Origin of the sequence: Streptomyces sp. NPDC088387, from assembly GCF_044753385.1 — a bacterium.
In the GTDB taxonomy this organism is placed as follows: Bacteria; Actinomycetota; Actinomycetes; order Streptomycetales; family Streptomycetaceae; genus Streptomyces.
Window position 1 is genome coordinate 412,848 of sequence record NZ_JBIVNC010000002.1, and the last position, 24,030, is coordinate 436,877.

Here is a 24,030-nt window from a genome sequence, read left to right on the forward strand (position 1 = left end):
GCCAATGTCTGACTTGACCGATACCACGCCAGGCTGGCTCTCCTCCGACGAGCTGGAGATGGCCCGCGCCCGGATGCCGATCCTCTACGTCGAGGCGGTGCCGGTGCGCGTCGACGACAGCGGCGAGGTCACCAGTGTCGGCCTGCTGCTGCGCATCGGGCCCGACGGCACGGTCAGCCGGGCCCTGGTCTCCGGCCGGGTGCTGCACCACGAGCGGGTCCGTGACGCGCTTCTGCGCCACCTGGAGAAGGACCTCGGCCCCGTGGCCCTGCCCCGTGTGCCGTCCTCGCTCCAGCCGTTCACCGTCGCGGAGTACTTCCCGACCCAGGGCGTCACGGCCTACCACGACCCGCGTCAGCACGCCGTGTCGCTGGCCTACGTCGTCCCGGTCACCGGCGACTGCCGGCCCCGGCAGGACGCGCTCGACCTGGTCTGGTTCACCCCGCAGGAAGCGGCGTCCGAGGCTCTGCACAGCGAGATGCCGGGTGGCCACGGCGTTCTGCTGAAGCAGGCCCTCGCCCATGTCGGCGTGGCGCTGTAGTCCTTCGGCCCTTCTGGAGGACCGTTTCGTCCGGCCGGGGAGACCGGCCGGGGAGCCGGCCGTACCTCCCCGGAGGCCTTCCGTCACGGGTGGTCGGGCCGGGAGAGCGTCCCGGTGTCACGTCGTGGTGTCGGTGCGGAGGACGGCCAGGATCTCCGCGCAGATGGCCAGGGTGGTCTCCGTGGGGGTGCGGGCGCCGATGTCCAGGCCGATCGGGCCGTGGACACGGGTCAGCAGGTCCTCGCCGACGCCCGCCTCCACGAGCGCGGCGGTCCGGCGCGCCTGGGTGCGGCGGGAGCCCAGCGCGCCGACGTAGGGCACACCGGACGCCAGGGCGGTGCGCAGCGCGGGGACGTCGAGATCGGGTTCGTGGCTGAGGACGACCAGACAGGCGGCGGCCGGCCGTTCGGCGATCAGTTTCCGGACGTCCTGCGCGGTGTGCGCCTCGGTGCACCGCCAGTCCAGCAGCGCCGCCTGGGCCGCGAGCAGCTCGGCCAGCTCACCGCCGCCGGCGACGATCAGGTGCGGGACGGCCGGGCAGGCCTCGACGAGCAGCAGCCCGTCCTCGGCGGCCAGCGTCTCGCGTCCCGCGCGGTGCCGGTCCAGCAGGTCGCGGGCCTGGTCGAGCGCCGGTCCGGGGACGACGTCCCGCGTCTCCCCGCCTCGTCCCGCCGGTGTCACGACCGCGCTGACCGCGTCCGCCCGGTCCCCGTCGAGCCGGGTCACGAGCGCCGCCTCGGCGCCGTCGGCCATCAAGTCCCACCAGCGGGCCGGGACCGCGCCCAGCGGCTGAAGCAGCACCTCGGCCTGTCCGCCGCAGGTCAGCCGCGCCTCGGCGACCCGCTCGCCGTGCACGGCGACCGCGCACACCCGGGCGGTGCCGCCCTCGGCCAGCAGGGCGGCCGCCTCCGCGGCCAACTCCGTGTCGAACGCGCCCCGGTACAGGCTCCCGACGACCGTCCCGTCCGCGCCGACGAGGATCGCGTCGGACGGCCGCCGGGGTCCGAAGCCCTGTTCGGTCAGCGGTCGCGCCAGTACCGCCGCCCGCCCCTCGGCGGCCCACCGCCGTGCCGTCCCGGCCAACTCGCGCATGATCGCGGCCCTCCTCGCTGCGGTGCCGGCCCCGACGGCCGGTGACCTGGAGTCTAGTGAGGTCGTGCGCGCCGACCACAGGCTCCGGGGCGACGCCGCGCATACCGGCTTTATCAGGCAGTTCCTTGACATACACGTTGATCGGTGACAAACATCGCGAGCGTCAACCAGACGTTTCTGGACGACGTACAAAGCTTGAACGACTTGTTTTCTTGAATCCCTCGGGTTTGTGCGGTTAGGTTTGGCGTCGTGACCGCACCTCCCCCCACCCCCGCCGAGGAGCTGCGCGGTGCAGGCCTGCGTGTGACGGCCGCCCGCGTCGCGCTCCTGGAGACGGTCCGCGGCGGTGCCCACCTCGGGGTCGAGGCGATCGCCTCGGGGGTCCGCGACCGCGTCGGCCACATCTCCCTGCAAGCCGTCTACGAGGGTTTGCACGCGCTCACGGCGGCGGGACTCGTACGCCGTATCGAGCCGGCCGGCAGCCCGGCGCGGTTCGAGGGACGCGTCGGCGACAACCACCACCATCTTGTGTGCCGCTCGTGCGGGGTCGTCGTCGACGTCGACTGCGCGACCGGCGAGGCCCCGTGTCTCGACGCCTCGGACGACCACGGTTTCACGATCGACGAGGCCGAGGTCATCTACTGGGGCCTGTGCCCCGCCTGTTCCACCCCCTCGTCTTCCACCCCCAGCAGTTCCTGAGCAGTGATCCAGAAAGTTCGGAAGGATTCCCATGGCTGAGAACCCCGATGCGATCGTCACCGACGCCAAGACGGACGGCGAGGGGGGCTGCCCCGTCGCGCACGGCCGGGCCGCGCACCCGACCCAGGGCGGCGGCAACCGTCAGTGGTGGCCGGAGCGGCTCAACCTGAAGATCCTGGCCAAGGACCCGGTCGTCGCGAACCCGCTGGGCGCGGACTTCGACTACGCCGAGGCGTTCGGGGCGCTTGACCTCGCGGCCGTGAAACAGGACATCGCCGAGGTGCTGACCACCTCGCAGGACTGGTGGCCGGCCGACTTCGGCAACTACGGCCCGCTGATGATCCGGATGGCCTGGCACAGCGCGGGCACCTACCGCATCAGCGACGGCCGCGGCGGTGGCGGCCGGGGCCAGCAGCGCTTCGCCCCGCTGAACAGCTGGCCGGACAACGGCAACCTGGACAAGGCCCGCCGGCTGCTGTGGCCCGTGAAGAAGAAGTACGGCCAGTCCATCTCCTGGGCCGACCTGCTGATCCTCACCGGCAACGTCGCCCTGGAGACGATGGGCTTCGAGACCTTCGGCTTCGGCGGCGGCCGTGCCGACGTCTGGGAGGCCGACGAGGACGTGTACTGGGGTCCCGAGACCACCTGGCTCGACGACCAGCGCTACACCGGCGACCGTGAGCTGGAGAACCCGCTCGGCGCCGTCCAGATGGGCCTCATCTACGTCAACCCCGAGGGCCCCAACGGCAACCCGGACCCGCTGGCCGCGGCCCGCGACATCCGTGAGACGTTCCGCCGGATGGCGATGAACGACGAGGAGACCGTCGCCCTCATCGCCGGTGGCCACACCTTCGGCAAGACCCACGGCAACGGCCCGGCCGACGCGGTCGGCAACGACCCCGAGGCCGCCTCCATGGAGGAGCAGGGCCTGGGCTGGAAGTCCACCCACGGCTCCGGCAAGGCGGGCGACGCGATCACGTCCGGCCTGGAGGTCACCTGGACCACGAAGCCGACCCGGTGGAGCAACGACTTCTTCGACATCCTCTTCGGCTACGAGTGGGAGCTGACCCAGTCCCCGGCCGGCGCCAACCAGTGGGTGGCCAAGGACGCCGAGGCGATCATCCCCGACGCGCACGACGCGTCGAAGAAGAAGCTCCCGACGATGCTCACGACGGACCTGTCGCTGCGCTTCGACCCGATCTACGCCGAGATCTCGCGCCGCTTCCACGAGAACCCGGCCGAGTTCGCGGACGCGTTCGCCCGCGCCTGGTACAAGCTGACCCACCGTGACCTGGGCCCGAAGTCCCTGTACCTCGGCCCGGAGGTCCCCGCGGAGACCATGCTGTGGCAGGACCCGCTGCCGCAGGCCGAGGGCGAGACCATCGACGCCGCCGACGTCACGGCTCTCAAGGCCAGGCTGCTCGACTCCGGCCTGACCGTCTCGCAGCTCGTCTCGGCCGCGTGGGCGTCGGCCTCGACGTTCCGCGGCAGCGACAAGCGCGGCGGCGCCAACGGCGCCCGGGTCCGCCTGGAGCCGCAGCGCGGCTGGGAGGCCAACGACCCCGACCAGCTCGCGCAGGTCCTGCGGGTCCTGGAGGGTGTCCAGGCCGACTTCAACTCGGGCGCCAAGAAGGTCTCGCTGGCCGACCTGATCGTCCTCGGCGGTGCCGCCGCGGTCGAGAAGGCCGCCAAGGACGCCGGTGTCGCCGTGGAGGTCCCCTTCACCGCGGGCCGGGTCGACGCCACCGAGGAGCACACGGACGCGGAGTCGTTCGCCGCGCTGGAGCCGACCTCCGACGGGTTCCGCAACTACCTGGGCAAGGGCAACCGGCTGCCGGCCGAGTACCTGCTCCTGGACCGGGCGAACCTGCTGACGCTGAGCGCCCCCGAACTGACCGTGCTCGTCGGCGGTCTGCGGGTCCTGGGGGCCAACCAGGGCGGCTCGACGCACGGTGTCCTCACCGAGACCCCCGGTGTGCTGACCAACGACTTCTTCGTCAACCTGCTCGACATGGGCACCTCGTGGAAGTCGACCTCCGAGGACCAGACGACCTTCGAGGGCCGTGACGCCTCGGGTGCCGTCAAGTGGACCGGCACCCGTGCCGACCTGGTCTTCGGCTCCAACTCGGAGCTGCGCGCGCTGGCCGAGGTCTACGCGAGCGACGACGCGAAGGAGAAGTTCGTGAAGGACTTCGTCGACGCGTGGGTCAAGGTCTCCAACCTGGACCGCTACGACCTCGTCTGATCCCTCCGCCCACCGGCACCACACGGTCCGGGCGGTATGAAGTCCGGGCGGCCCCCACGGGTCGCCCGGACTTCGTGTTCCGGGCCGGTGTCCGGGAACGGCGGAGGTGCCCGGACGAGTTGTCCCTGTAGACACCGGCGTGGGAAGGTCCAACATGATCATCTTCGGCACCAAGGGATACCTGTACCAGCTGGCGATCCTGACGCTGGTCTGCGGCAGCTGCGGCAACCCGGCGGCGCACACGCTCAGGAAGCGGGTCACCAAGTTCACGCTGTTCTTCGTCCCGCTGTTCCCGGTCTCCACGAAGTACGGCACGCAGTGCACCTTCTGCGGCGCCGAGCAGAAGATCACCGGGGAGCAGGCGGAGCAGTTGCAGACGCAGGCCGCGAACGGCCAGGCCGGGCCGGCGTACGGACAGCCGCAGCAGCAGCCGTACCAGACCTGACCGCCGGGCCGGCGCCACGGACCCGACGGTGACGCCGGGTTGATGCCGCGGCGATGCGGCTGCATCGAAGGATGCAGTGCGCTCTCGTCCACGCGCAGGACGAGAGCGGCCCGGAAGGCCGGAACGCTGGTGGTATGACCGAGAGTCTGCGCACCTCCACGGACACCGCCGGTACCGGCATCGCCGCACCGCGGGGCCGGATGCCCCTGCTCGACGTGTTGCGCGGGGTCGCGATCCTCGGCACGTTGATGACGAACGTCTGGATCTTCGCCACACCCGGCTCGGAGTGGGCGTTCCTTCAGGGTGCGCCCGTCGCGGATCCCTTCGAGCAGCCGGCCGAGGCGCTGTTCCGGTTCCTCGCGGACGGCAAGTTCCTGTCCCTGCTGACGATCCTGTTCGGCGTCGGCCTCGCCATCCAGTACGACTCCGCGAAGCGGCGGGGCACGGCGTGGCCGCGCGGCTACCGGCCCCGGGCGCTGTTCCTGTTCGCCGAGGGCACCGTGCACTTCGTGCTGGTCTTCGGCTTCGACGTGCTGATGGGGTACGCGCTCACCGCGCTGCTGGCCGCCCGGCTGCTGGTGCGTTCGGAGCGGCGGCGCCGGATCGTCATGCGGGTCTCGGTCAGCCTGCATGTGCTGGTGATGGCGGTCATCACGCTCGCACTGCTCGCCGACCCGGCCGACGAACACCGTGGCGCCTCCGCCGCGACGGTGGAGATCTACGCCCACGGCAGTTGGCTCGACCAGATCTCCTTCCGGCTGGAGAACGCGATCGCGCTGCGGATGGAGCCGGTGATCTCGTTCGGTCTGCTGCTCTTCCTCTTCCTGCTCGGTGTGCGGCTCTACCGGGCCGGGGTGTTCGGCGCGACCGACCGGGGGCGGCTGCTGCGGGCCCGGCTGGCGTGCTGGGGTCTGGGCATCGGCCTCCCGCTCAACGCGGCCCTGTATCTGGGCGGCGAGGACCTGTTCTTCCTCGGCCGCTATGTGGCCGCGCCGGTCGTGGCCCTGGGCTATCTCGGCCTGATCGGTGTCCTGCTGGACCGCGCCCGGGTGCCCGGCGCCGCGACCCGCGGACTGAGCGCCGTCGGCCGTACCGCCCTGACCTGTTACGTCCTCCAGAACACCCTGTGCATGCTGGCCTGTTACGGCATCGGACTCGGTCTGGCGGAGAGCCGGGCGGGCAGCGGGCCGTGGTGGGTGATGGGCCTGTGGGCCGTGATCTGCGCGATCCTCGTCGGCGGCGCCTCCCTGTGGCTGCGCCGCTTCTCCCACGGCCCGCTGGAGTCGGTGCAGCGCTGGGCACTGCGCCGCTGAGGCCCGCTCGTGGGCCGGCCGGTCCCCTTTGTAGGCCGGCCCGTGTCCCGGTCCGTCCCCGCAGATCCGGAGGGTCGTCGTGGAGCTCGTCTTCTCCGGTCGCGTGGTCGAGTGGCGTGGGCCCGCGCCGTACTACTTCGTGCCCGTGCCGCACGACGAGTCGGCGGACATCCGTGAGGTGGCCGCGGCGGCCACCTACGGCTGGGGCATGGTCCCGGTGCGGGTCCGGATCGGCGGGACCACCTTCGAGACCTCGCTGTTCCCCAAGGACGGCGGCTGTCTCGTGCCGCTGAAGGACGCCGTCCGAAAGCCGCGGGGGCTGACGGCGGGCACGGACGTGACGGTGGAGATGACCGTCCGCCTGTAGCCGGCCGCGCGCCGTGCGCGTCAGCCGAGCGGGAACGCCGTGGCGGTGAGGCGTTCGGAGAGCGTCCACAACTCGGCGGCCAGCGCCGGATCCTGGGCCGCGTCGCTGCGGGACACGGGTGCGGGGCGGCCTCGCCGGCCACCACGGCCGTCCGGGCCGACGTAACTCCCGCCCGCCAGGGGCCGGGTGGCCGCGAAGAGGGTGGGCAGGGCGCCGTCGGCGCCGCTCTGCATGACGAACCGGCCGACGACCGCCGCCACGAGTTTCATGGCGGGTCCGAGGTGCCGGTTGAGGCCGGTCGTCGCGGCGCCGGGGTGTGCGGCGAGGGCGAGCACGGTGGATCCGGACGCGGTCAGACGGCGTTGCAGTTCCAGCGTGAACAGCAGGTTGGCGAGCTTCGAGCGGGCGTACGCGGCCGACGAACGGTAGGGCCGGTGCTCCCAGTCGGGGTCGGAGAGGTCCGGCGGGGCGCCGCGGTGCGCGTTGGAGGCGACGGTGACCACACGGTCGGTGATCCGCGGCAGCAGCAGGTTGGTGAGGGCGAAGTGCCCCAGGTGGTTGGTGCCGAAGTGGGTCTCGAACCCGTCCGCGGTCCTGCCGAGGGGCACGTTGGCCACCCCCGCGTTGTTGATCAGGATGTCGACCGGGTGGTCGACGGAGGCGGCGAACGCGCGCACGGACGCGAGATCGGCGAGGTCGAGAGGGCGTACGTCCGCCCCGAAGGGCAGTTGCCCGGCCGTCCGCCGGGCACGTGGGACATCGCGTACGGCCATGATCACGTGCGCCCCGGCGAGGCCGAGCGCGCGGGTGGTCTCCAGGCCGAGCCCGCCGCCGGCGCCCGTGATGATCACGGTGCGTCCGGTCTGCGGCGGGAGGTCCTCGGCCGTGAAGGGGGCGGTGTGGGGTGAGCTGGTCATGACCCCAATGTATTCACCGGTTACATTGTAGTCAATGGGTACATGGGGATAGGGTGAGGCCATGACCACGGCCCGCCCCTACCACCACGGCAACCTGCGCAGCGCCCTGCTGCGGCAGGCCGAGCTCGTCCTCGACGAACGCGGAACCGAAGGCCTCTCCCTGCGCGAACTGGCCCGCGACGTGGGTGTCAGCAACGGCGCCCCGCGTCGCCACTTCGCCGACAAGGGCGCACTGCTCGACGCTCTGGCCGAGGAGGGCTTCGAGCGGCTGGGGCGGCGGCTGGACACGGCACTGGACGACTCCGACGGCGACTTCGCGGAGCGGCTGGCCGTCTTCGCCCGGACCTATGTGGCGTTCGGCGTCGAGCACCGCGCGCTGCTGGGACTGATGCACCGGCCCAAGAGCGAGGCGCCCGACGACCGGCTGCGCGCCGCCAACGACCGGGCCTTCGCGGCGCCCCTGCGGCTGCTGGCCGAGGCGCGGGCCCGCGGCGACATCGACCCGGACACCGGTGGCCGCGCCGACATGACGCTGCTGGCGCTGCTCCAGGGCCTGACCGTGCTCGCGGCCACGGGTATGCACGGCGAGCGCCCGCTCGACGAGCTGGTGACCGGCACGGTCACCACCCTCCTGAACGGGCTGCGCCCTCGCTGACGGCACCCCCGCGGCCTTGAGCTCCGCTTGAGGAGCGGGCCCCGGCGGCTGACACCCGCCCGGTCCCGGCGGCATCATCGCCGGATGCGTGTTGTTCCCGTCGCCTACCGGCCGGTGCTCGCCAACCCGGTCTTCCGGCGGCTGATCCTCGGCTTCGGTGTCTCCTACCTCGGCGACGGGATGAGCTTCGTCGCGGTGGCGTGGCTGGCCATCGAACTCGCGCCGGAGGGGACCGCGGGGCTCTGGGTGGGGGCCGCCGTGGCCTCGTACACCCTGCCCGGTGTGGTGGGCGCGCTGGTGCTCGGCCGCCGGCTGCGCCGGGTGCCGGCCAAGCGGCTGCTGCTCGTGGACAACGTGGTCCGCGGGGTCTTCCTGGGCGCGGTCCCGCTCGTCTGGGCCGCCGGACTGCTGACACCCCCGCTCTACGTCGTGCTGCTCGCGGGGTCTTCACTGCTGCACGCGTGGGGCAGCGCGGGCAAGTACACCCTGCTCGCCGAGTTGCTGCCGGAGAGACAGCGGCTCGCGGCGAACACGCTGGTCGGTTCGCTGAACTTCGGTGCCACGATCGCCGGGCCCGCGATCGCCGGTGTGCTGGTGACGTACATGAGTTCGGCACTGGTGCTCGGTCTGGACGCGCTGACGTACGTCTTCCTCGCCGTGCTCGTCGCGCGGCTGCGGCTGCCCGCGTCGGGGGACGCCTCGCCGGTGGACGGGAAGGCCGCGCGCGGCGGGTTCGCGCTGCTGCGCTCCCACCCCGAACTGCTCGGCCTGCTCACCCTCACCTGGTTCTTCAACCTGCTGTACGGCCCGGTCGAGGTCGCCCTGCCCCTGCATGTGACCAACGACCTGCACGCGCCGGGCACCCTGCTCGGTCTGTACTGGGCGCTGTTCGGCGTGGGCGCGGTGCTCGGCGGGCTCACCGTCGGCGCGCTGCGGCAGCTGCCGCTGTGGCCGGTGACCGTCGCCATCGTGGTCGGCTGGGGGCTGACGCTGCTGCCCTTCGCCTTCGACGTGCCGACGGCCGTCACCCTGATGTCCTTCACGCTCGGCGGCGCGATCTACGGGCCGTTCGTCGCCCTGTCCGTCACGCTCATGCAGGCCACGTCACCGCCGGAGCACCTGGCCTCGATGCTCGCCGCCCGCAGCGCCGCGCTGCTCACCGCCGCCCCGCTCGGCACCGCCCTGGGCGGCCCGCTCACCGGCGCGCTGGGACCCCGTACGACACTCGCCGCCTCGGGTGTGGCCACGGTGGTGCTCGGTGCCGTGGCCTGCGCGCTGCTGGTCGCCGGCGGCGGACGGGCGCGGCCACCGGAACCGGAGCGGGTGGGGTCAGCCCAGCAGGAGTGATCTGGGCTGGGCGGAGAGCGCCCGGTCGAGGACGAGGGACGCGGCTCCGACGGCGGCGACGTTCTCGCCGAGTGTGGTGGAGACGACGGTCGTCGGGTGGGTCGGCTTCACGAAGGGGGACCGCGCGACCATCGGCTCCACGGTGGACAGCAGCCGGTCGGCGAGCAGCTGCCAGGTCGGTCCGCCGAAGACGACGGTGTCGACGTCGAGGAGCGTGGCCGCCGCGCAGACGCCCCGGCCGATCCGGATCGCCAGCCGTTCGATGATGCCGTCCGCCGCGGCCTCCCCCTCGGCGGCGAGCTCGGCCAACCGCTCCAGTCCGCGCTGGGCGTCGGCCGGGTTCGTCACCGTGTACTCGGCGCCGAGCACCCCCAGGGCGACGGCCTCCTCGACGAGGGTGCGGGTCGAGCAGGCCGCGCCGAGCCCGCCGACCTCGCCCGCGTTGCCGGAGACCCCGCGCAGCACGGTGTCCTCGACGACCAGGCCCATGCCGGAGCCGGTGCCGAGGTAGAAGAAGAGCAGGTTGCGGCTGTCGGTGGCGGCGCCGGTCCAGCGCTCGGCGACCACGGCGGCCGTGACGTCCTTGTCGAGCAGCGCGGGGAAACCGGTGGCCGCGCTGAGCTTGTCGCGCAGCGGGTAGCGGCCCCAGCCGGGCAGCTCGGGCGGGTCGACGACCCAGCCGGCGGTGGCGTCGATCGGCCCCGGCGCGGCGATCCCCAGGCCCAGCACCCGCTCCCGGTCGGCGCCGGACTCCGCGACGATCGCGGACACCGAGGCGGCCATGTCGGCGACCGTCCCGTCGGTGTCGCCGCCGCTCGGGGTGCCCTCGCTGCGCTGCGCGACGACCGTGCCCAGCAGATCCACCAGGACACAGGTGATGACCGCCGGGTCCAGGTGCACACCCACGGCGTAGCGGGCGGCGGGGACGATCTCCAGGAGGGTGCGGGGCTTGCCGCTGCCGGTGCTGCGCTTGCCCGACTCGCGGGCGAGGCCCTGGTCGAGCAGGCGACGGGTGATGTTGGAGACCGTCTGCGCGGACAGCCCGGTGGAATGGGCGAGTTCGACCCGGCTGAGCCCGGTGGGATGGCGGCGGATGGCGTCCAGGATCACGGACTCGTTGAAGTCACCGACCCGTGGCAGGTTCGTGCCGCGCCGGATGAGGGACTTCTCGGTGCTCCCCGTCATGGTGGTCAACGCAGTTCTCCCGGCCCCGGACGGCGGCCCCGGGGGGCCACCGCTCCGGCGCGTCCAATTTGTAGAATCCTATGACACAACTGTGTACCCCTGGACCGATCTTGCACGTATCGGACAGTGGGCCTCCGCTTCAGGGGGTCCGGGGCGCCGCGCCCGCCGGGCGCAGTCGCAGCGTACGGATCTGGAAGGGCCTGAGACCGAGGTCGACGGCCGGCTCACCGGACGCGGGCGTCAGCTCCTGCTCCGGCTGCTCCAGGAGGTCGCAGTCGAAGGCGGCGGCGAGCGGGAACCCGGCCGTCAGGCGCGCCCCGACCGCTCCCCCGCACGCCTCGTACAGCCGCACCACGACATCGCCGGAGCGGTCGTCGGCGAGTTTCACCGACTCCACGACGACGTCGGTGGTGTCGAGTGCGACCAGCGCGGGGGCCTGCGCGGCGGCGGGCCGCAGCGGAAGGTTCAGCGCGTAACCGCCGGCGACGGCCTCCTCGACGCCGGCCCCGGGCAGCAGCGCGTAGGCGAAGGTGTGCCGGCCGCGGTCGGCCTGCGGATCGGGGCTGTGCGGGGCCCGCAGCAGCGAGAGCCGGAGTGTGGTGGTGGTGCCTCCGTCCTCCCGGGTGTCGCGGCGGACGTCGTGCCCGTAGGTGGAGTCGGTGACCAGGGCCGCACCCCAGCGGCGCTCGCCGACGTGCACCCAGCGGTGTGCCCACAGCTCGAAGCGGGCCGCGTCCCAGCTGGTGTTCTCGTGCGTTGGCCGCCGCACATGACCGAACTGGATCTCGGCGCTCTCCTGTTCCGCGTGCACGTCGAGCGGCCACGCCGCCTTCAGTACGGTGTCGCGCTCCTGCCAGTCGATGTCGTTGCGGACGGTCACCTGCCGGCTCTCGGCGGCGAGTTCGACGTACTGCACGAACCGGGAGGAGCCGTGGGTGCGTTCGACCCGCACCACGGCCAGCAGCGGTCCCTCCTCCACGAGGGTCACCGACTCGGCCTCGTCGAGGTCGTGCACGGTGTCGCGGTAGTAGGGGTCGAGGTTCCAGGCCGACCACAGGTTCGGGTCGTCGGGGTGCAGCTGGAGGAGGTTGCCGGCGGCGCCGGGCGCGATCGCCTCGCGCCTCGTCGCACGGTCGTGGACCGAGGTGAGCAGTCCGCGCCGGTCCACCACGACGGTCAGCACGCCGTTGTCGAGGACGAATCCGCCGTCCCGGGCGGTGGCGGCGACCGCACCCCGGTCCGCCGCGACGGTGGTGCCGGAGGCGAGGGCGCCGGCCTCGACGAGGACGGCGGTACGTCCGTCCGACAGTCGCTGGCCGCCGGGCGCCTCGGGGACGACAGCGACCTCGCGGCGGGCGTAGGGCCCGGCGTTGAGCAGCGCGGGCGGGCCCGGGAGCCGGGCGGTGGACTCGGCGATCACCGCCTCGAGTTCGGTGTGGATCTCGGCGTACTCCCGCTCGGCCTGCTGGTGCACCCAGGCGATGGACGAGCCCGGCAGGATGTCGTGGAACTGGTTGAGCAGCACCCGCCGCCAGGCCGCCTCAAGGCGCTCGTACGGGTAGGGCGCCTCGGCGTGCACGGCGGCGGTCGCGGCCCACAGTTCGGCCTCGCGCAGCAGGGCCTCGCTGCGCCGGTTGCCGCGTTTGGTGCGGGCCTGGCTGGTGTAGGTGCCGCGATGGTTCTCCAGGTACAACTCGCCCCGCCACACGGGCAGTTGATCGAGCTCGGCGCGGGCCGTCGCGAAGAACTCGTCGGGCTGCTCGATGACGACCCTGGGCGAGCCCTCCAGGTCGCGCAGCCGGCGGGCCTTCTCCAGCATGGTGCGGGTGGGGCCGCCACCGCCGTCGCCGTAGCCGAAGGGGGCGAGGGAGCGGGTCGCCACGCCCTTGTCGGCGAAGTTGTGCTCGGCGTGGGCGAGTTCGGCCGCCGTGAGGGAGGCGACATAACTGTCGACGGGCGGGAAGTGGGTGAAGATCCGGGATCCGTCGATGCCCTCCCAGGCGAAGGTGTGGTGGGGCAGCCGGTTGGTCTCGTTCCAGGAGAGCTTCTGGGTGAGGAACCACTTCGCCCCGGCCAGCTTGGCGAGTTGGGGGTAGGCGGCGGTGTATCCGAAGGAGTCGGGGAGCCAGACGCCGTGCTGCTCGACGCCGAACTCCTCGGCGAAGAAGCGGCGTCCGTGGACGAGTTGGCGGGCGAGGGCCTCGCCGCCGGGGAGGTTTCCGTCGGCCTCGACCCACATACCGCCGACCGGCGCCCAGTTGCCGTCGGCTGCGGCCTTCTTCATCCGGGCGAAGATCTCCGGCCGCTGTTCCTTCATCCACGCGTACTGCTGCGCCGAGGAGCAGGCGAAGACCAGCTCGGGGTACTCCTGCGCGAGGGCGGTCATGTTGGTGAAGGTGCGGGCGCACTTGCGCACGGTCTCCCGGACCGGCCACAGCCAGGCCGAGTCGATGTGCGCGTGGCCGACCGCGGCGATCGTGTGCGCGGAGGCGTGCGCGGGCCGGGACAGCACGTCGGCCAGCCGGTCGCGGGCCCCGGCCGCCGTGCCCGCCACGTCGGCGGGGTCGACGGCGTCGGCGGCGCGGCGCAGGGCGTGCAGGATCTCGTGGCGCCGGGAGGAGCCGAGCGGCAGCTCGTGCATCAGCTCGTCGAGCACCTCGACGTCATGGATCAGATGCCATACGGCGTCCTCGCGCACGGCGATCTCGGCCTGCCGGAGCCGGTAGAGGTGGGTGTCGCCCGCGGTGTCCGGGGAGCCGTACTCGATGCCGCGGCCCGCGCTCGCGACGATCGGCGGGTTGGCGGCCAGCTCGACCAGCAGGTCGACGCGGTCGCCGCCGGTGGCGGACTCGGCGAGGAGCACGGTGCGGTTGTAGGGGTGCAGGCCCTGGAGGGGTGCTCCCTGGGCGTTGTGGACGAGGCCCTCCGCCTGGCCGCCGGGGCCCTTGGTCAGGTCGAAGTCCAGGTCGAAGAGGGCCTCGACGCGGCGGCCCGCCCACTCCTCGGGGATGTCGGCGGCGGCGCGCAGCCAGGTCGTCGCCCAGGGGCGGCCCCAGGTGGCGCCGAGGGTGAAGGGTTCGTAGTCGGCGGCCAGCGCGTCGGCCACGGGCACCGGTTCGCCGTCGACGAACCAGGCGCTCAGGTCGAGGGGGCGCACGGCACTGTAGAGCGCGGGTCGCACCACCCGGTCCAGCAGCTTGCGGATCCGGGCCTCGGTGATCCGGCGGTCGTCATGCACGGTGCTGGTCCTTCCAGGGGTCGTACGCGGCGTCGGGCGCGGGCAGCCGGACGGTGTCGCGTTCGCCGTCCGGCCAGGTGACGTCGGCGAGCAGGGTGGTGCCGTCGGCGCGGGCCGTGACCCGCGGGAGGGCCGCGGGGTCGGTGGAGCCGAGGTGGACGAGGGCGATATGGAGGGTGCCGTGGGCGACGGGCCCTTCGGTCTCCAGGACGGGGGTGGCGGACACGGCGCCGAGGGCGTTGCTGTCGGTGCGGGTGACCACGGAGGCCGTGGCCAGTCCCCGGACTCCGGTGACCGTCGAGACCAGCCCTTCGGCGCCGGCGATCCGGGCGGTGCCGCCGTCCTGCCGGCCGGGCTCGGGAGCGGTGTCCGGGTCGACCGCCAGCGCCCAGCCGCCGACCCGCAGGACATGTCCGTCCCGCTCGGTGCCGGCGGGGTCCACGCGTACGGCCCTGACCTCGACGGAGCCGCGCAGCGCGGATCCCACGGTGATCCAGGGGCCGAGGGTGTACGGGGCGATCGGGCCGCCGAAGACGTCCCAGGTGGCGTCCTTCAGCCAGTGGGCGCGGCTGCGGGAGACGGCCGTGGTGGTACCGATGGCGAGGGTGGTCGCGGGGCGGCGGTGGGAGGCCCGGCCCGTGGCGTCGAGCAGCACGACCGCGTTGTCGAGCGGGTCGGCGTCCGCGCTGCCGCCGGGGACGGTGGGGTCGCCCGGTGTCTCGGGGGCGGTGTGCGTGGAGTAGGCGAAGCGCGCGTAGCCGGGGTCGTCGGCGTGCGGGCGGGCCGGGTCGGCGTGGTCGCCGCCGTGGTTGACGACCCGGACCACACCGTCGGCGGCGGTGCCGGACACCAGCCAGCCCGGCGCGGTCAGGGAGCGGCTGAAGTCGCCCTGTTCCACGGCCAGTTGAGTGGCCGGCTCGGTCCACACCGGGTGGTCCGGGGGCAGTACGAGACCGATGAAGCCCTTGCTCGCCCAGTACGGCGAGGCGGGTCCCGAGTAGCCCTGGAGGATGCCGCGGAAGGGCCGGTGCCAGCCGAGGGTGAGCAGTCCCTCGGCGTCGGTGGCCCCGTGCTCGGTGAAGTGGTCGAGCATCCGGCCGGCGAGCGCGCGGGTCTCGCCGGGCGCGAGGGGGGTGGCGTCGAACAGGGCGCCGGTCCACACCGGGGCGAGCGCGGCATGCCGGTAGGTGAGGGAGCGGCCCTGGACGAGCGGCGATCCGTTGGCGCCGACGAGGTGGCGCTGGTCCTCCAGGAACCGGTGCAGGCGGGCCCGGTAGCGGTCGAGCAGCCCGGCGGGCGCGGCGTCGCCCAGGATGCGGCAGAACCACAGCGGGTACAGGTGCATGGCCCAGCCGTTGTAGTGGTCGAAGTTGCGGTGCGCGGCGCCGGTGAGGCCGTCGGAGTACCAGCCGTCGCCCGCGTACCAGCCGTCGGTGAGCGCGACGATCCGGTCCAGGTCCTGCTGGCTCCACTCGCCGCCGGCCGTGCGGGCGAAGGCCTCCGTGACGCCCTGGAACCAGATCCAGTTGTTGCCCGGCATCGGGTCCCCGACCATCGGCGCCAGCCACTCCAGGACGTGCCGCCGGACCGTGTCGTCGAGCCGGTCCCAGATCCAGGGCCGGGTCTCGTGCAGCGCGAGCGCGACGGACGCGGCCTCCACCTTGGCCTGGTTGCGCTCGGCGAACGTGGGCCAGCGCCCGGGGTTGTCCGGGTCGGTGCCCGCGGCCAGCCCCGCCGCGTACCAGCCGGCGAGGTCGTGCGGGTCCTGCCCGCCGGCTCCCGCCAGCCGGAACCCGGCCAGCAGGAACGTACGGGCGAAGCCTTCGAGTCCGTCGCTGTGTCTGCCGTTGTGGCTGGGCACGCCCGGGAGGTGGATCAGGGCGTGGTCGTCGGTGGCGTACGGCCGGACGGCGAGCAGCATCCGGTCCGCGATCCGCTCCCAGCCGGCGCGGTCCTGTGCGGGCGTACGGTTCATGAGTTGCGGATCTCCCATGCCTGTTCGTACTCGGCGCGCATCTTGTCGCCCGCCTTCCGGCGCCAGTCGCGCATCGCGTCGTCCCACTCGCCGAGCCGGTCGCGGCCCTGCATGATGCCCATGCGCAGGCTGTCGAGCTGGGCGCCGAACAGCTTGGACATCTTGGCGTCGGTCGCCGAGTACAGCGGCTCTGCGGGGTTCGGGATCAGCACCTTGACGACCTCCTTCTGGAAGGCGTACTGGGTGGGCACGATCTCCGGCTTCTGCGGGTAGTACAGCGTGAACGGCGAGTCCGTGGCGAAGATCGTCGGCAGGGTGACCTCGGCCGTGCCCTTCGGCGTGAGGATCGGGTCCGGTCCCTCGAGGGTGTGGTCGGCGCCGCGCACACCGTACTTGCGCAGCAGATAGCTGTCGGTGCCGAAGGGGGCGGCGAGGGCGTTGAGCGCGCGCAGGATCTGCTGGACGCGGGCCTTGGGGGCCTTCTTGATGATGAGCGTCGCGTAGTTGGCGCGGCCCTGCCACTGGCCGCCGCGGGTGCTCGCGTCCCAGTCGGGCGGCAGCATGTAGCCGATGTCCAGGCCCTCGGAGACGGGCCCGTAGGTGGTGTAGTAGTCGTTCCACGCGCCGGGCGCGTCGAGGTTCATGGCGATCTGGCCGGTGCCGAACCACTCCTTGGCCTTGCCCTTGACGGCGAAGGCGTCCGGGTGCAGGACGCCCGCGCTCTGGAGCTGGTGGACGGCGTCGAGGGCCCGCTTGCACTCCTCGGTCTCGTAGTAGTGGGTGAACCTGCCGTTCTCCTCCCGCCACCAGTTGGGCGCGCCCTGCGCCTTCATCGCGGACTCCCAGACGGTGACGGGGTCACCGAGGGCGTACTGGTGGGCCTTGGCGTCGGTGAGGTCCTTGCAGACCTGGACGAACTCCCGCCAGGTTCTCGGGTTCGGGTCAAGGCCCTTCTTCTCGAACAGGTCGAGCCGGGTGTAGACGGGGCTGCCGGAGATCGGACGCGGCATGGGGATCGCGTAGATCCCGCCGTTGCGCACGCAGGGGAGCCAGGACTCGGTGGGGATGTTGGCGAGGTAGGGGTAGTCCCGGACGTTGTCGCCGGACAGGTGCGGGGAGAGGTCCTCGAAGAGGATGTCGAGCATGTCCGGGGTGGCGGCGCTGTTCTGGTCGGCGGGCAGCATCAGCATCGCGTCGGGCAGGTCGCCGCCGGCGAGGGTGACCGCGAACTTCTGCGGGTAGTCGTTGACCGGTGTGATCTGGAAGTTGAGGTCGCACCCGACGTACTTGTTGAGCGCCCGCCACATGGTGTTCTGGCCGACCGGCGGCGGCACCGGGTTGAAGATCAGGTTCATGATGGTGATGTCCGGGCCCTTGGCGGGCGGGCCGTCCGGGAACGCCTTGGCGGGCTCGGCCGGGAAGTGCCGGTAGCCGGCCGGGACACCGTCGGCGGTGGCGGGCATCGAGGTCGGTACGCCCTGGTACTGGATGTACGTGGGCAGTTTCGCGTTGGCGTTGGCCAGGTTGGCGGGCCGTGGCTTGAAGTCGCCGCAGCCGGTGAGGGCGAGACCGGCGCCGAGTCCGGCGGTCGTGGCGAGGAAGCCGCGGCGGCTCAATGATGGCTTCATGGTTATCCCTTCACCGCCCCGATCATGACGCCCTTGTTCATGTGGCGCTGGACGAAGGGGTAGACGATCACGATGGGCACGATCGACAGCACGAGGATGGCCGCCTGGAGGGACTGGGTGGGCGGCACGGGGGCTCCGGCGGCGACGTCGAGCTGGCCGCCGCTGATCGTGGCGTTGTTGATGACGTAGGTGCGCAGCACGAGCTGGACGGGCCACTTGGAGGCGTCGTTCATGAACATCAGCGCGTTGAAGAAGGCGTTCCAGTACGTGACGGCGTAGAAGAGGCCGATGACGCCGATGGAGGCCTTGGAGAGCGGGATCACGATCCGGGTGAGGATCGACCACTCCGAGGCGCCGTCGATCCGGGCGGCGTCGATCAGTTCACGCGGCAGGTTCATGAAGAACGAGCGCAGCACGATGACGTTGAACGCGTTGATCATCGTGGGCAGGATCAGCGACCAGTAGCTGTTGATGAGGCCGAGCTGCTTGACCGTGAGGTAGGTGGGGATGACGCCCGGCACGAACAGCATGGACATCAGCAGCAGCATCAGCACCGGCTTGTGCCCGAAGGAGCCGGGGCGGCTCAGCCCGTACGCCAGCATGATGGAACTGGCGAGGCTCAGGGCGGTACCGACGACGGTGACGCCCACGCTCACCGTCATGGCCTTGGAGACCAGGCCGCCGGAGAGCAGCGCGGTGTACGCGTCGAAGCTCGGGTTGTCGGGCCACATCACGAAGCCGCCGGCCCGGGTGACCTGGGCCGCGTCGGCGAGCGAGGTCGAGACGATGGCCACGAAGGGCAGCACGACCAGGAGTACGCACACCAGCAGGAGCAGTGACTTCAGGGCGCGCCACGGCGGGGAGCCGGGGCTCTCGCCGGGGACGGCGCTGTAGGACCTGCGGGGTTTGACGCGATGTGCGGGACGGGTGGGTGACAGCGTTGTCATGACCGGTAGACACCTTCCTCGCCGAACAGGTGGGCCACCTTGTTGGCACCCAGCACAAGCAGGACGCCGACCACGCCCTTGACCAGACCGACGGCGGCCGCCACGCCCCACTGCCCGCCGACGATGCCGTTGTTGAAGACGTAGGTGTCCAGGACCTCGCTGCTGTCCAGGCCGACGGCGGTCTGCTGGAGCAGGATCTGTTCGAAGCCGACGGACAGGGCGTCGCCGAGGCGGAGGATGAGCAGCAGGATCACCAGGCCGCGCAGCGCGGGCAGGGTGACGTGCCAGGTCTGCTTCCAGCGGCTGGCGCCGTCCATCGCGGAGGCCTCGTAGAGGTCGCGGTCGACGCGGGAGAGGGCGGCCAGGAAGAGGATGGTGCCCCAGCCGGCGTCCTTCCAGATCACCTGGGAGGTGAGCAGCGTCTTGAAGAAGTCCGGGTTGCCGATGATGTTCCAGGTGCCCATGTCGTGGGACTGGAGGAACAGGTTGACCATGCCGGTGTTGCCGAGCATCTGCTGGAACAGGGCGACGATGACCACCCAGGACAGGAAGTGCGGCAGGTACAGGACGTTCTGCACCCACTTCTTGACGCGCTCGCTGACCAGGCTGTTGAGCGCGAGCGCCAGCACGATCGGCACCGGGAAGACGAACACGACCTGGATCAGGGTGAGTTCGAGGGTGTTCACCAGAGCGCGGAGGAACAGCTGGTCGCCGTTGAAGATGACGTCGAAGTTGGCGAGCCCGCTCCACGGGCTGTGCATGATGCCGATGTACGGCTGGTAGTCCTGGAACGCGATGACGTTCCCGAGCAGCGGGACGTAGTGGAACAGCAGCACCGCCACGAGGCCCGGGACCACGAACCAGAACAGGGCCGTGTCGCGGCGGTGGCGTGGGCGCAGTGACCGCAGCCGGCCCTTGCCCGGCGGCCCGCCCTTCTCGGCCGTACCGGCGGCCGGTTCCTGAAGAGTTGTCATGGAGAGAAAGCCCTTTCTTCGCAAGACGGGCGAGATCCGGCCACCTCCCGGAACCGGCACGAGTATGTAAATCCAATCGATGGGTTAACGTCAATGCTTCAGACAGGTAAATTCCGGCAATGGCTCAGTCGACTGGCCGGGACCTGGTGAATCGGCCGGTAAGCGCTTGCGGGAGCGGGGGGTTGGGGGCGAGACAACGGGGGGTGTTGGGGCCGTCGGCGGTGGCGCCGGCACGTCCGTCAGGCCAGGCGGGTGAGTGCCTCGCGGGTGACCTCGCCGAGGAGCGGTTCGCCCGCCAGCCAGCGCTCGACCTCCGCGACGGCGTAGCGGCCGAGGCGCGCCACCTCGGCACCCTGGGCGCCCGCGATGTGCGGTGTGACAAGGACGTTGGGCAGCGACAGCAGGGGGTGGCCGGACGGCAGGGGCTCGGGTTCGGTCACGTCGAGGTAGGCCTCGAGCCGGCCGGAGGCACACTCGCGCGTCAGGGCCTCCGTGTCGACGAGGGCGCCCCGGGCCGTGTTGACGAGCACCCCTCCGTCCGGGATGAGCGCGAGCGTCTTGGCGTCGAGCAGGCCGGTGGTCTCGGGGAGCAGCGGGGCGTGGACGCTCACCACGGCCGAGCGCCGGCACAGTTCGGCCAGCTCGACACGTTCGGCACCCAGCAGGCGTGCCTCCTCGTCGGTCACGTACGGGTCGCTCAGCAGCAGGCGGTGGCCTGCGTCGGAGCGGCCGAGTGCGGCCAGCACGCCGCGTCCGATGCGGGAGGCGCCGATGATGCCGACGGTGGCGCCGTCGGCGCCGGAACGGTCGTGGAAGCCCGGCCAGCCGTCGCCGTAGCGGGCGGCCATGGCGAGGGTGCGGCGGGCGGCGAGGGTGATGAGGGCGAGGGTGTAGGCCACGACGGGGCCCGCGTTGGCGTCGGCCGCGGACGACACGACGATGCCGCGCTCCCACACCGCGTCGCTCACCAGCGACTTCACGCTGCCGGCGGCATGCGCCACGGCTCGCAGCCGGGGTGCGCCGGCCAGGACCTCGTCCGTGAGCCGGGGGCAGCCCCAGCCGCTGATCAGGATCTCCGCGTCGGCGAACTCCTCGGGGAACGCCCCGCCGGAGGCCGCCGGACCCGGGACGAGCCGTACGAGGGTGGAGAGCCGTTCGCGCGCCTCCGCGGGGAGCACGTGCTCGGCCACGGCGGGATCGATGACGTAGGCCGCGACGGGCAGCTCGGATAGGGCGGGCATGGGGTGGGGCCCCTTTCAGGTTTTCGTCCGTTGTACATGCCTGAGGGGCGGGCCACCCGGGCCCCGCCCGAGAGCCGGGGCCCGGTGCCCCACCGACGGCGGGCCGATCCCGGGTGTGCCGGGTCCGCCGTCGGTGGGGCGGGGCGGCGGGGTGCGCCCACCCGCGCCTCCGTCGCCCGCTCAGGTGCGCGGCATCCGCAGGGTCACCATCTGGAACGGGCGGAGGTCGAGGACGACGCCGCCCTCGACCGTGGCGGGCCGCTCGGCGTCGGTGAGGGGGCGCTCCAGGAGGTCCGTCGGGACCGCTCCGGTGGCGCCGTCGACGGAGAGTGTGGTGCGGGCCCGGCCGCCGGCCGCCTCGTACAGCCGTACGATCAGGTCGCCGCTGCGGTCGTCGGCGAGTTTGACCGCGCTCACCACGACGGCGTCGTTGTCCACGGTGACCAGTGCCGGGACGGCGTCGGTGGCGCCGGTGATCCGGCGTTCGGGCAGGTTGGCCCGGTAGCCCTCGCGGACCGCGTCGGCGATTGTCGCGCCCGGCACCAGCGCGTGCCGGAAGCGGTGGACGCCCTGGTCGGTCTCGGGGTCCGGGTAGCGGGGCGCGCGCAGCAGTGACGCCCGTACGGTCGTCGTCGTACCGCCGTCGGCGCCGGTGCGGACCGCGCGGGTGACGTCGTGGCCGTACGTGGCGTCGTTGACGACGGCGACCCCCCAGCCCGGTTCGTCGACGTGGACGAAGCGGTGGTTGCAGGCCTCGAACTTGGCCCACTCCCAGCTGGTGTTCTGGTGGGTGGGCCGGTAGGCGTGGCCGAACTGGGTCTCGGAGGCGTACCGGTCGGCCTTCACGTCCAGCGGGAACGCGAGCTTGAGGAAGCGCTCGGTCTCGTGCCAGTCGACCTCGGTGTCGATGTCGAGCCGCTTGGCGTCCGCGGGGACCGCGAGGAGCTGGGTGACCCGGGAGTCGCCGAACGCCCGCTCGACACGGACCGCGTCGCCCTCGACGGTCAGCGCGGTCACGTCGGTGAGGTCGCTGCCGACGTTGCGGTAGAAGGCGTCGACGTCCCAGGCGTCCCACTGGTTGGGGAAGTCGGGGTGCAGCTGGAGCAGGTTCGCCGCCTGTCCCGGTGCGATCGTCTCGCGGTCCGCCGCCCGGTCGTAGGCCGAGACGACCAGACCGCGCCCGTCTATCTCGACCCGGAGCATGCCGTTGTCCAGCACGTATCCGCCGCCGTCGCGCGGGACGGGGACCACGGACTCGCCCTCCGTCGGGGCGGCGGAGGCGGCGCCGGCCGGGACGCCGCGGCGGGTGTGCGGCGCCGGGTTGAAGACCAGTTCCCGGGTCCCCTCCCCCGCCAGGGCACGCTGGGCGGCGTCGATGATCGCGTTCAGCTCACCGGCCAGGCGCGCATACGTCTCCCGCGCCTCACGGTGCACCCAGGCGATGGACGAACCGGGCAGGATGTCGTGGAACTGGTGCAGCAACACCGTCTTCCAGATCCGGTCCAACTCCTCGTAGGGATAAGGGAATCCGGTCCGCACGGCGGCCGTCGCGGCCCACAGCTCGGCCTCGCCGAGGAGGTGCTCGCTGTGCCGGTTGCCGCGTTTGGTCTGCGCCTGGCTGGTGAGGGTGGCGCGGTGCAGCTCGAGGTACAGCTCGCCGACCCAGACGGGCGGATCGGGGTACTCGGCCTCGGCCTTGGCGAAGAAGTCGGCGGGCGCCTCCCAGGCGACCGCCGGGGCGCCCTCCAGGCTGCGCATCCGGGCGGCCTTGGCGACCATCTCGCGGGTGGTGCCGCCGCCTCCGTCGCCGTAGCCGGTGGGTGCGAGGGAGTGGCGGGCGACGCCCTTCTCCTTGAAGTTGCGCGCCGCGTGCGCGAGTTGACTGCCCGTCATCTCGCAGTTGTAGGAGTCGACGGGCGGGAAGTGGGTGAAGATCCGGGTGCCGTCGATGCCCTCCCACTGGAAGGTGTGGTGGGGGAAGCTGTTGGTCCTGCTCCAGGAGATCTTCTGGGTGAGGAGCCGGTGCGAGCCCGCCGCCTTGATGATCTGCGGGAGGCCGGCGGCGAAGCCGAAGGTGTCGGGCAGCCACGCCTCGTCGTTCTCGATCCCGAACTCCTCGAGGAAGAACCGCTTCCCGTGCACGAACTGCCGGGCCATCGCCTCGGAGCCGGGCATGTTGGTGTCCGACTCGACCCACATGCCACCCGTCGGCACGAACCGCCCGTCCGCGACGGCCTTCTTGACCCGGGCGTACACCTCGGGCCGGTGCTCCTTGATCCAGGCGAACTGCTGGGCCTGCGACATGGCGAACACGAAGTCGGGCTCCTCCTCCAGGAGGGCCGTCATGTTCGACGTCGTGCGGGCCACCTTGCGGACCGTCTCGCGCAGCGGCCACAGCCACGCCGAGTCGATGTGCGCGTGCCCGACCGCGCTGATCCGGTGGGCGGCCGGGGCGGCGGGCGTGGCGAGCACGTCGGCGAGTGCGTCGCGGGCCGCCTGTGCGGTGCCGTTGACGTCCTGGAGGTCGACGGCGTCCAGGGCGCGGCCGACCGCGCGCAGGATCTCCCAGCGGCGGGCCCCGTCGACGGGCAGTTCCGCCATCAGCTCGCCGAGGACCTCGAGGTCCATGACGAGGTTCCAGACCGTCTCGTCGAAGACGGCGAGGCGCAGCTCCCCGAGCACGTACTGGGGTGCGTCGCCCGCGGTCTCCTTGTCGCCCATGCGCGTCGGCTGGAACGGCACACCGCTCGCGTCGATGTCGGGGTTGGAGGCGGCCTCGACACGCCACTCGACCTGTTCGCCGCCGGCGACGGGCGCGCCGACCCGGACGTAGGAGTTGCGCGGATGCAGCCCCTTGACCGGTGTTCCGTCGGGCCGGTAGACGAGGCCCTCGCACTGGAAGCCGGGGGTGCGCGGGGTGAAGCCGAGGTCGAGGACGGCCTCGACCGTACGGCCCGCCCACTCGGCGGGGACGGTGCCGGTGACCTTGAACCAGCTGGTCCCCCAGGGGCTGCCCCACGGGGTGCCGGCGGCGATGGGGCGGGTGGGTGCCGCCAGCCCCTCGGCGACGGGGACGGGTTCGCCGGTGGTGGACCAGATCTCCACGGTCAGGGGTGCGGTGACGGGGTGGACGGCGGGCCGGAGGCGTTCCCTGAGGACGCGGTCCAGGCGCGCTTCGACCAGGTTCCGGTCGTCGTGCATGCAGTCTGTCTCCTGTGTGC

Annotated in this window: 18 protein-coding genes; 8 read left to right on the forward strand and 10 right to left on the reverse strand. The window is 72.1% G+C overall.

From position 1 onward, the window contains the following. The first annotated feature begins 4 nt into the window (after nt 1-4). Nucleotides 5-541, forward strand: coding sequence for an NUDIX hydrolase family protein (locus tag ACIQAC_RS06525; RefSeq protein WP_402187631.1), 537 nt, complete (start codon nt 5-7; stop codon nt 539-541). A 117-nt stretch (nt 542-658) separates the two neighbouring features. Here the strand turns inward: ACIQAC_RS06525 and ACIQAC_RS06530 are convergent, their stop codons facing one another. After that, on the reverse strand, nt 659-1,633 hold the full coding sequence (locus ACIQAC_RS06530) for an XdhC family protein (RefSeq protein WP_402187632.1): 975 nt from the start codon (nt 1,631-1,633) through the stop codon (nt 659-661). Nucleotides 1,634-1,882: 249 nt separating this feature from the next. Between ACIQAC_RS06530 and ACIQAC_RS06535 the strand changes: the two genes are divergently transcribed. The 5 genes from ACIQAC_RS06535 to ACIQAC_RS06555 all read left to right on the forward strand — a co-directional run bounded on the left by ACIQAC_RS06535 (nt 1,883) and on the right by ACIQAC_RS06555 (nt 6,702). After that, on the forward strand, nt 1,883-2,332 hold the full coding sequence (locus ACIQAC_RS06535) for a Fur family transcriptional regulator (RefSeq protein WP_402187634.1): 450 nt from the start codon (nt 1,883-1,885) through the stop codon (nt 2,330-2,332). 31 nt (nt 2,333-2,363) lie between these two features. After that, nucleotides 2,364-4,577, forward strand: a complete 2,214-nt coding sequence (gene katG / locus ACIQAC_RS06540; RefSeq protein ID WP_402187636.1) for a catalase/peroxidase HPI — start codon at nt 2,364-2,366, stop codon at nt 4,575-4,577. 154 nt (nt 4,578-4,731) lie between these two features. Then, entirely contained in the window at nt 4,732-5,022 is a 291-nt protein-coding gene (locus ACIQAC_RS06545; protein WP_402187637.1) for a zinc-ribbon domain-containing protein, read from the forward strand. 134 nt (nt 5,023-5,156) lie between these two features. Further along, the gene (locus ACIQAC_RS06550; protein WP_402187639.1) at nt 5,157-6,335 is read left to right on the forward strand and encodes a DUF418 domain-containing protein; all 1,179 of its coding nucleotides are present in this window, start codon (nt 5,157-5,159) and stop codon (nt 6,333-6,335) included. A 79-nt stretch (nt 6,336-6,414) separates the two neighbouring features. Continuing rightward, entirely contained in the window at nt 6,415-6,702 is a 288-nt protein-coding gene (locus ACIQAC_RS06555) for a DUF1905 domain-containing protein (protein ID WP_402187641.1), read from the forward strand. A 20-nt stretch (nt 6,703-6,722) separates the two neighbouring features. On the opposite strand, the gene ACIQAC_RS06560 is transcribed toward ACIQAC_RS06555, so the two are convergent. Beyond that, the gene (locus tag ACIQAC_RS06560) at nt 6,723-7,619 is read right to left on the reverse strand and encodes an oxidoreductase (RefSeq protein ID WP_402187643.1); all 897 of its coding nucleotides are present in this window, start codon (nt 7,617-7,619) and stop codon (nt 6,723-6,725) included. A gap of 61 nt (nt 7,620-7,680) precedes the next feature. Here ACIQAC_RS06560 and ACIQAC_RS06565 point away from each other — a divergent pair, with 61 nt between their 5' ends. Together ACIQAC_RS06565 and ACIQAC_RS06570 are read left to right on the forward strand one after the other, a co-directional pair. Continuing rightward, a complete protein-coding gene (locus tag ACIQAC_RS06565; protein WP_402187644.1) occupies nt 7,681-8,274 on the forward strand; it encodes a TetR/AcrR family transcriptional regulator in 594 nt (197 codons plus the stop codon). 84 nt (nt 8,275-8,358) lie between these two features. Then, nucleotides 8,359-9,621, forward strand: coding sequence for an MFS transporter (locus ACIQAC_RS06570; protein ID WP_402187646.1), 1,263 nt, complete (start codon nt 8,359-8,361; stop codon nt 9,619-9,621). Here the strand turns inward: ACIQAC_RS06570 and ACIQAC_RS06575 are convergent. From ACIQAC_RS06575 to ACIQAC_RS06610, 8 genes are all read right to left on the reverse strand, one after another. Then, the gene (locus tag ACIQAC_RS06575; RefSeq protein WP_402187647.1) at nt 9,604-10,806 is read right to left on the reverse strand and encodes an ROK family transcriptional regulator; all 1,203 of its coding nucleotides are present in this window, start codon (nt 10,804-10,806) and stop codon (nt 9,604-9,606) included. The two genes, ACIQAC_RS06570 and ACIQAC_RS06575, sit on opposite strands and share 18 nt — an antisense overlap. Nucleotides 10,807-10,945: 139 nt before the next feature. Continuing rightward, on the reverse strand, nt 10,946-14,044 hold the full coding sequence (locus ACIQAC_RS06580; protein WP_402187649.1) for an alpha-mannosidase: 3,099 nt from the start codon (nt 14,042-14,044) through the stop codon (nt 10,946-10,948). Beyond that, nucleotides 14,037-16,019: a DUF2264 domain-containing protein gene (locus ACIQAC_RS06585; protein ID WP_402187651.1), complete on the reverse strand. Its 1,983-nt coding sequence runs from the start codon at nt 16,017-16,019 to the stop codon at nt 14,037-14,039. Before ACIQAC_RS06585 ends, ACIQAC_RS06580 begins: the two co-directional genes overlap by 8 nt. Next, nucleotides 16,016-17,647: an extracellular solute-binding protein gene (locus ACIQAC_RS06590; protein WP_402187653.1), complete on the reverse strand. Its 1,632-nt coding sequence runs from the start codon at nt 17,645-17,647 to the stop codon at nt 16,016-16,018. Before ACIQAC_RS06590 ends, ACIQAC_RS06585 begins: the two co-directional genes overlap by 4 nt. Before the next feature lie 2 nt (nt 17,648-17,649). Further along, nucleotides 17,650-18,594 (reverse strand): carbohydrate ABC transporter permease, encoded by a 945-nt coding sequence (locus ACIQAC_RS06595; protein WP_402187655.1) that lies wholly within the window; start codon nt 18,592-18,594, stop codon nt 17,650-17,652. After that, nucleotides 18,591-19,568, reverse strand: a complete 978-nt coding sequence (locus tag ACIQAC_RS06600) for an ABC transporter permease (RefSeq protein WP_402187657.1) — start codon at nt 19,566-19,568, stop codon at nt 18,591-18,593. The genes ACIQAC_RS06595 and ACIQAC_RS06600 overlap by 4 nt, the downstream gene beginning before the upstream one ends. A 239-nt stretch (nt 19,569-19,807) precedes the next feature. Then, nucleotides 19,808-20,809 carry a hydroxyacid dehydrogenase gene (locus tag ACIQAC_RS06605; RefSeq protein ID WP_402187659.1) on the reverse strand — a complete coding sequence of 334 codons (1,002 nt, stop codon included), beginning with the start codon at nt 20,807-20,809 and terminating at the stop codon, nt 19,808-19,810. A gap of 180 nt (nt 20,810-20,989) precedes the next feature. Next, nucleotides 20,990-24,010 carry an alpha-mannosidase gene (locus tag ACIQAC_RS06610; protein ID WP_402187660.1) on the reverse strand — a complete coding sequence of 1,007 codons (3,021 nt, stop codon included), beginning with the start codon at nt 24,008-24,010 and terminating at the stop codon, nt 20,990-20,992. Between the last annotated feature and the right edge of the window lie 20 nt (nt 24,011-24,030).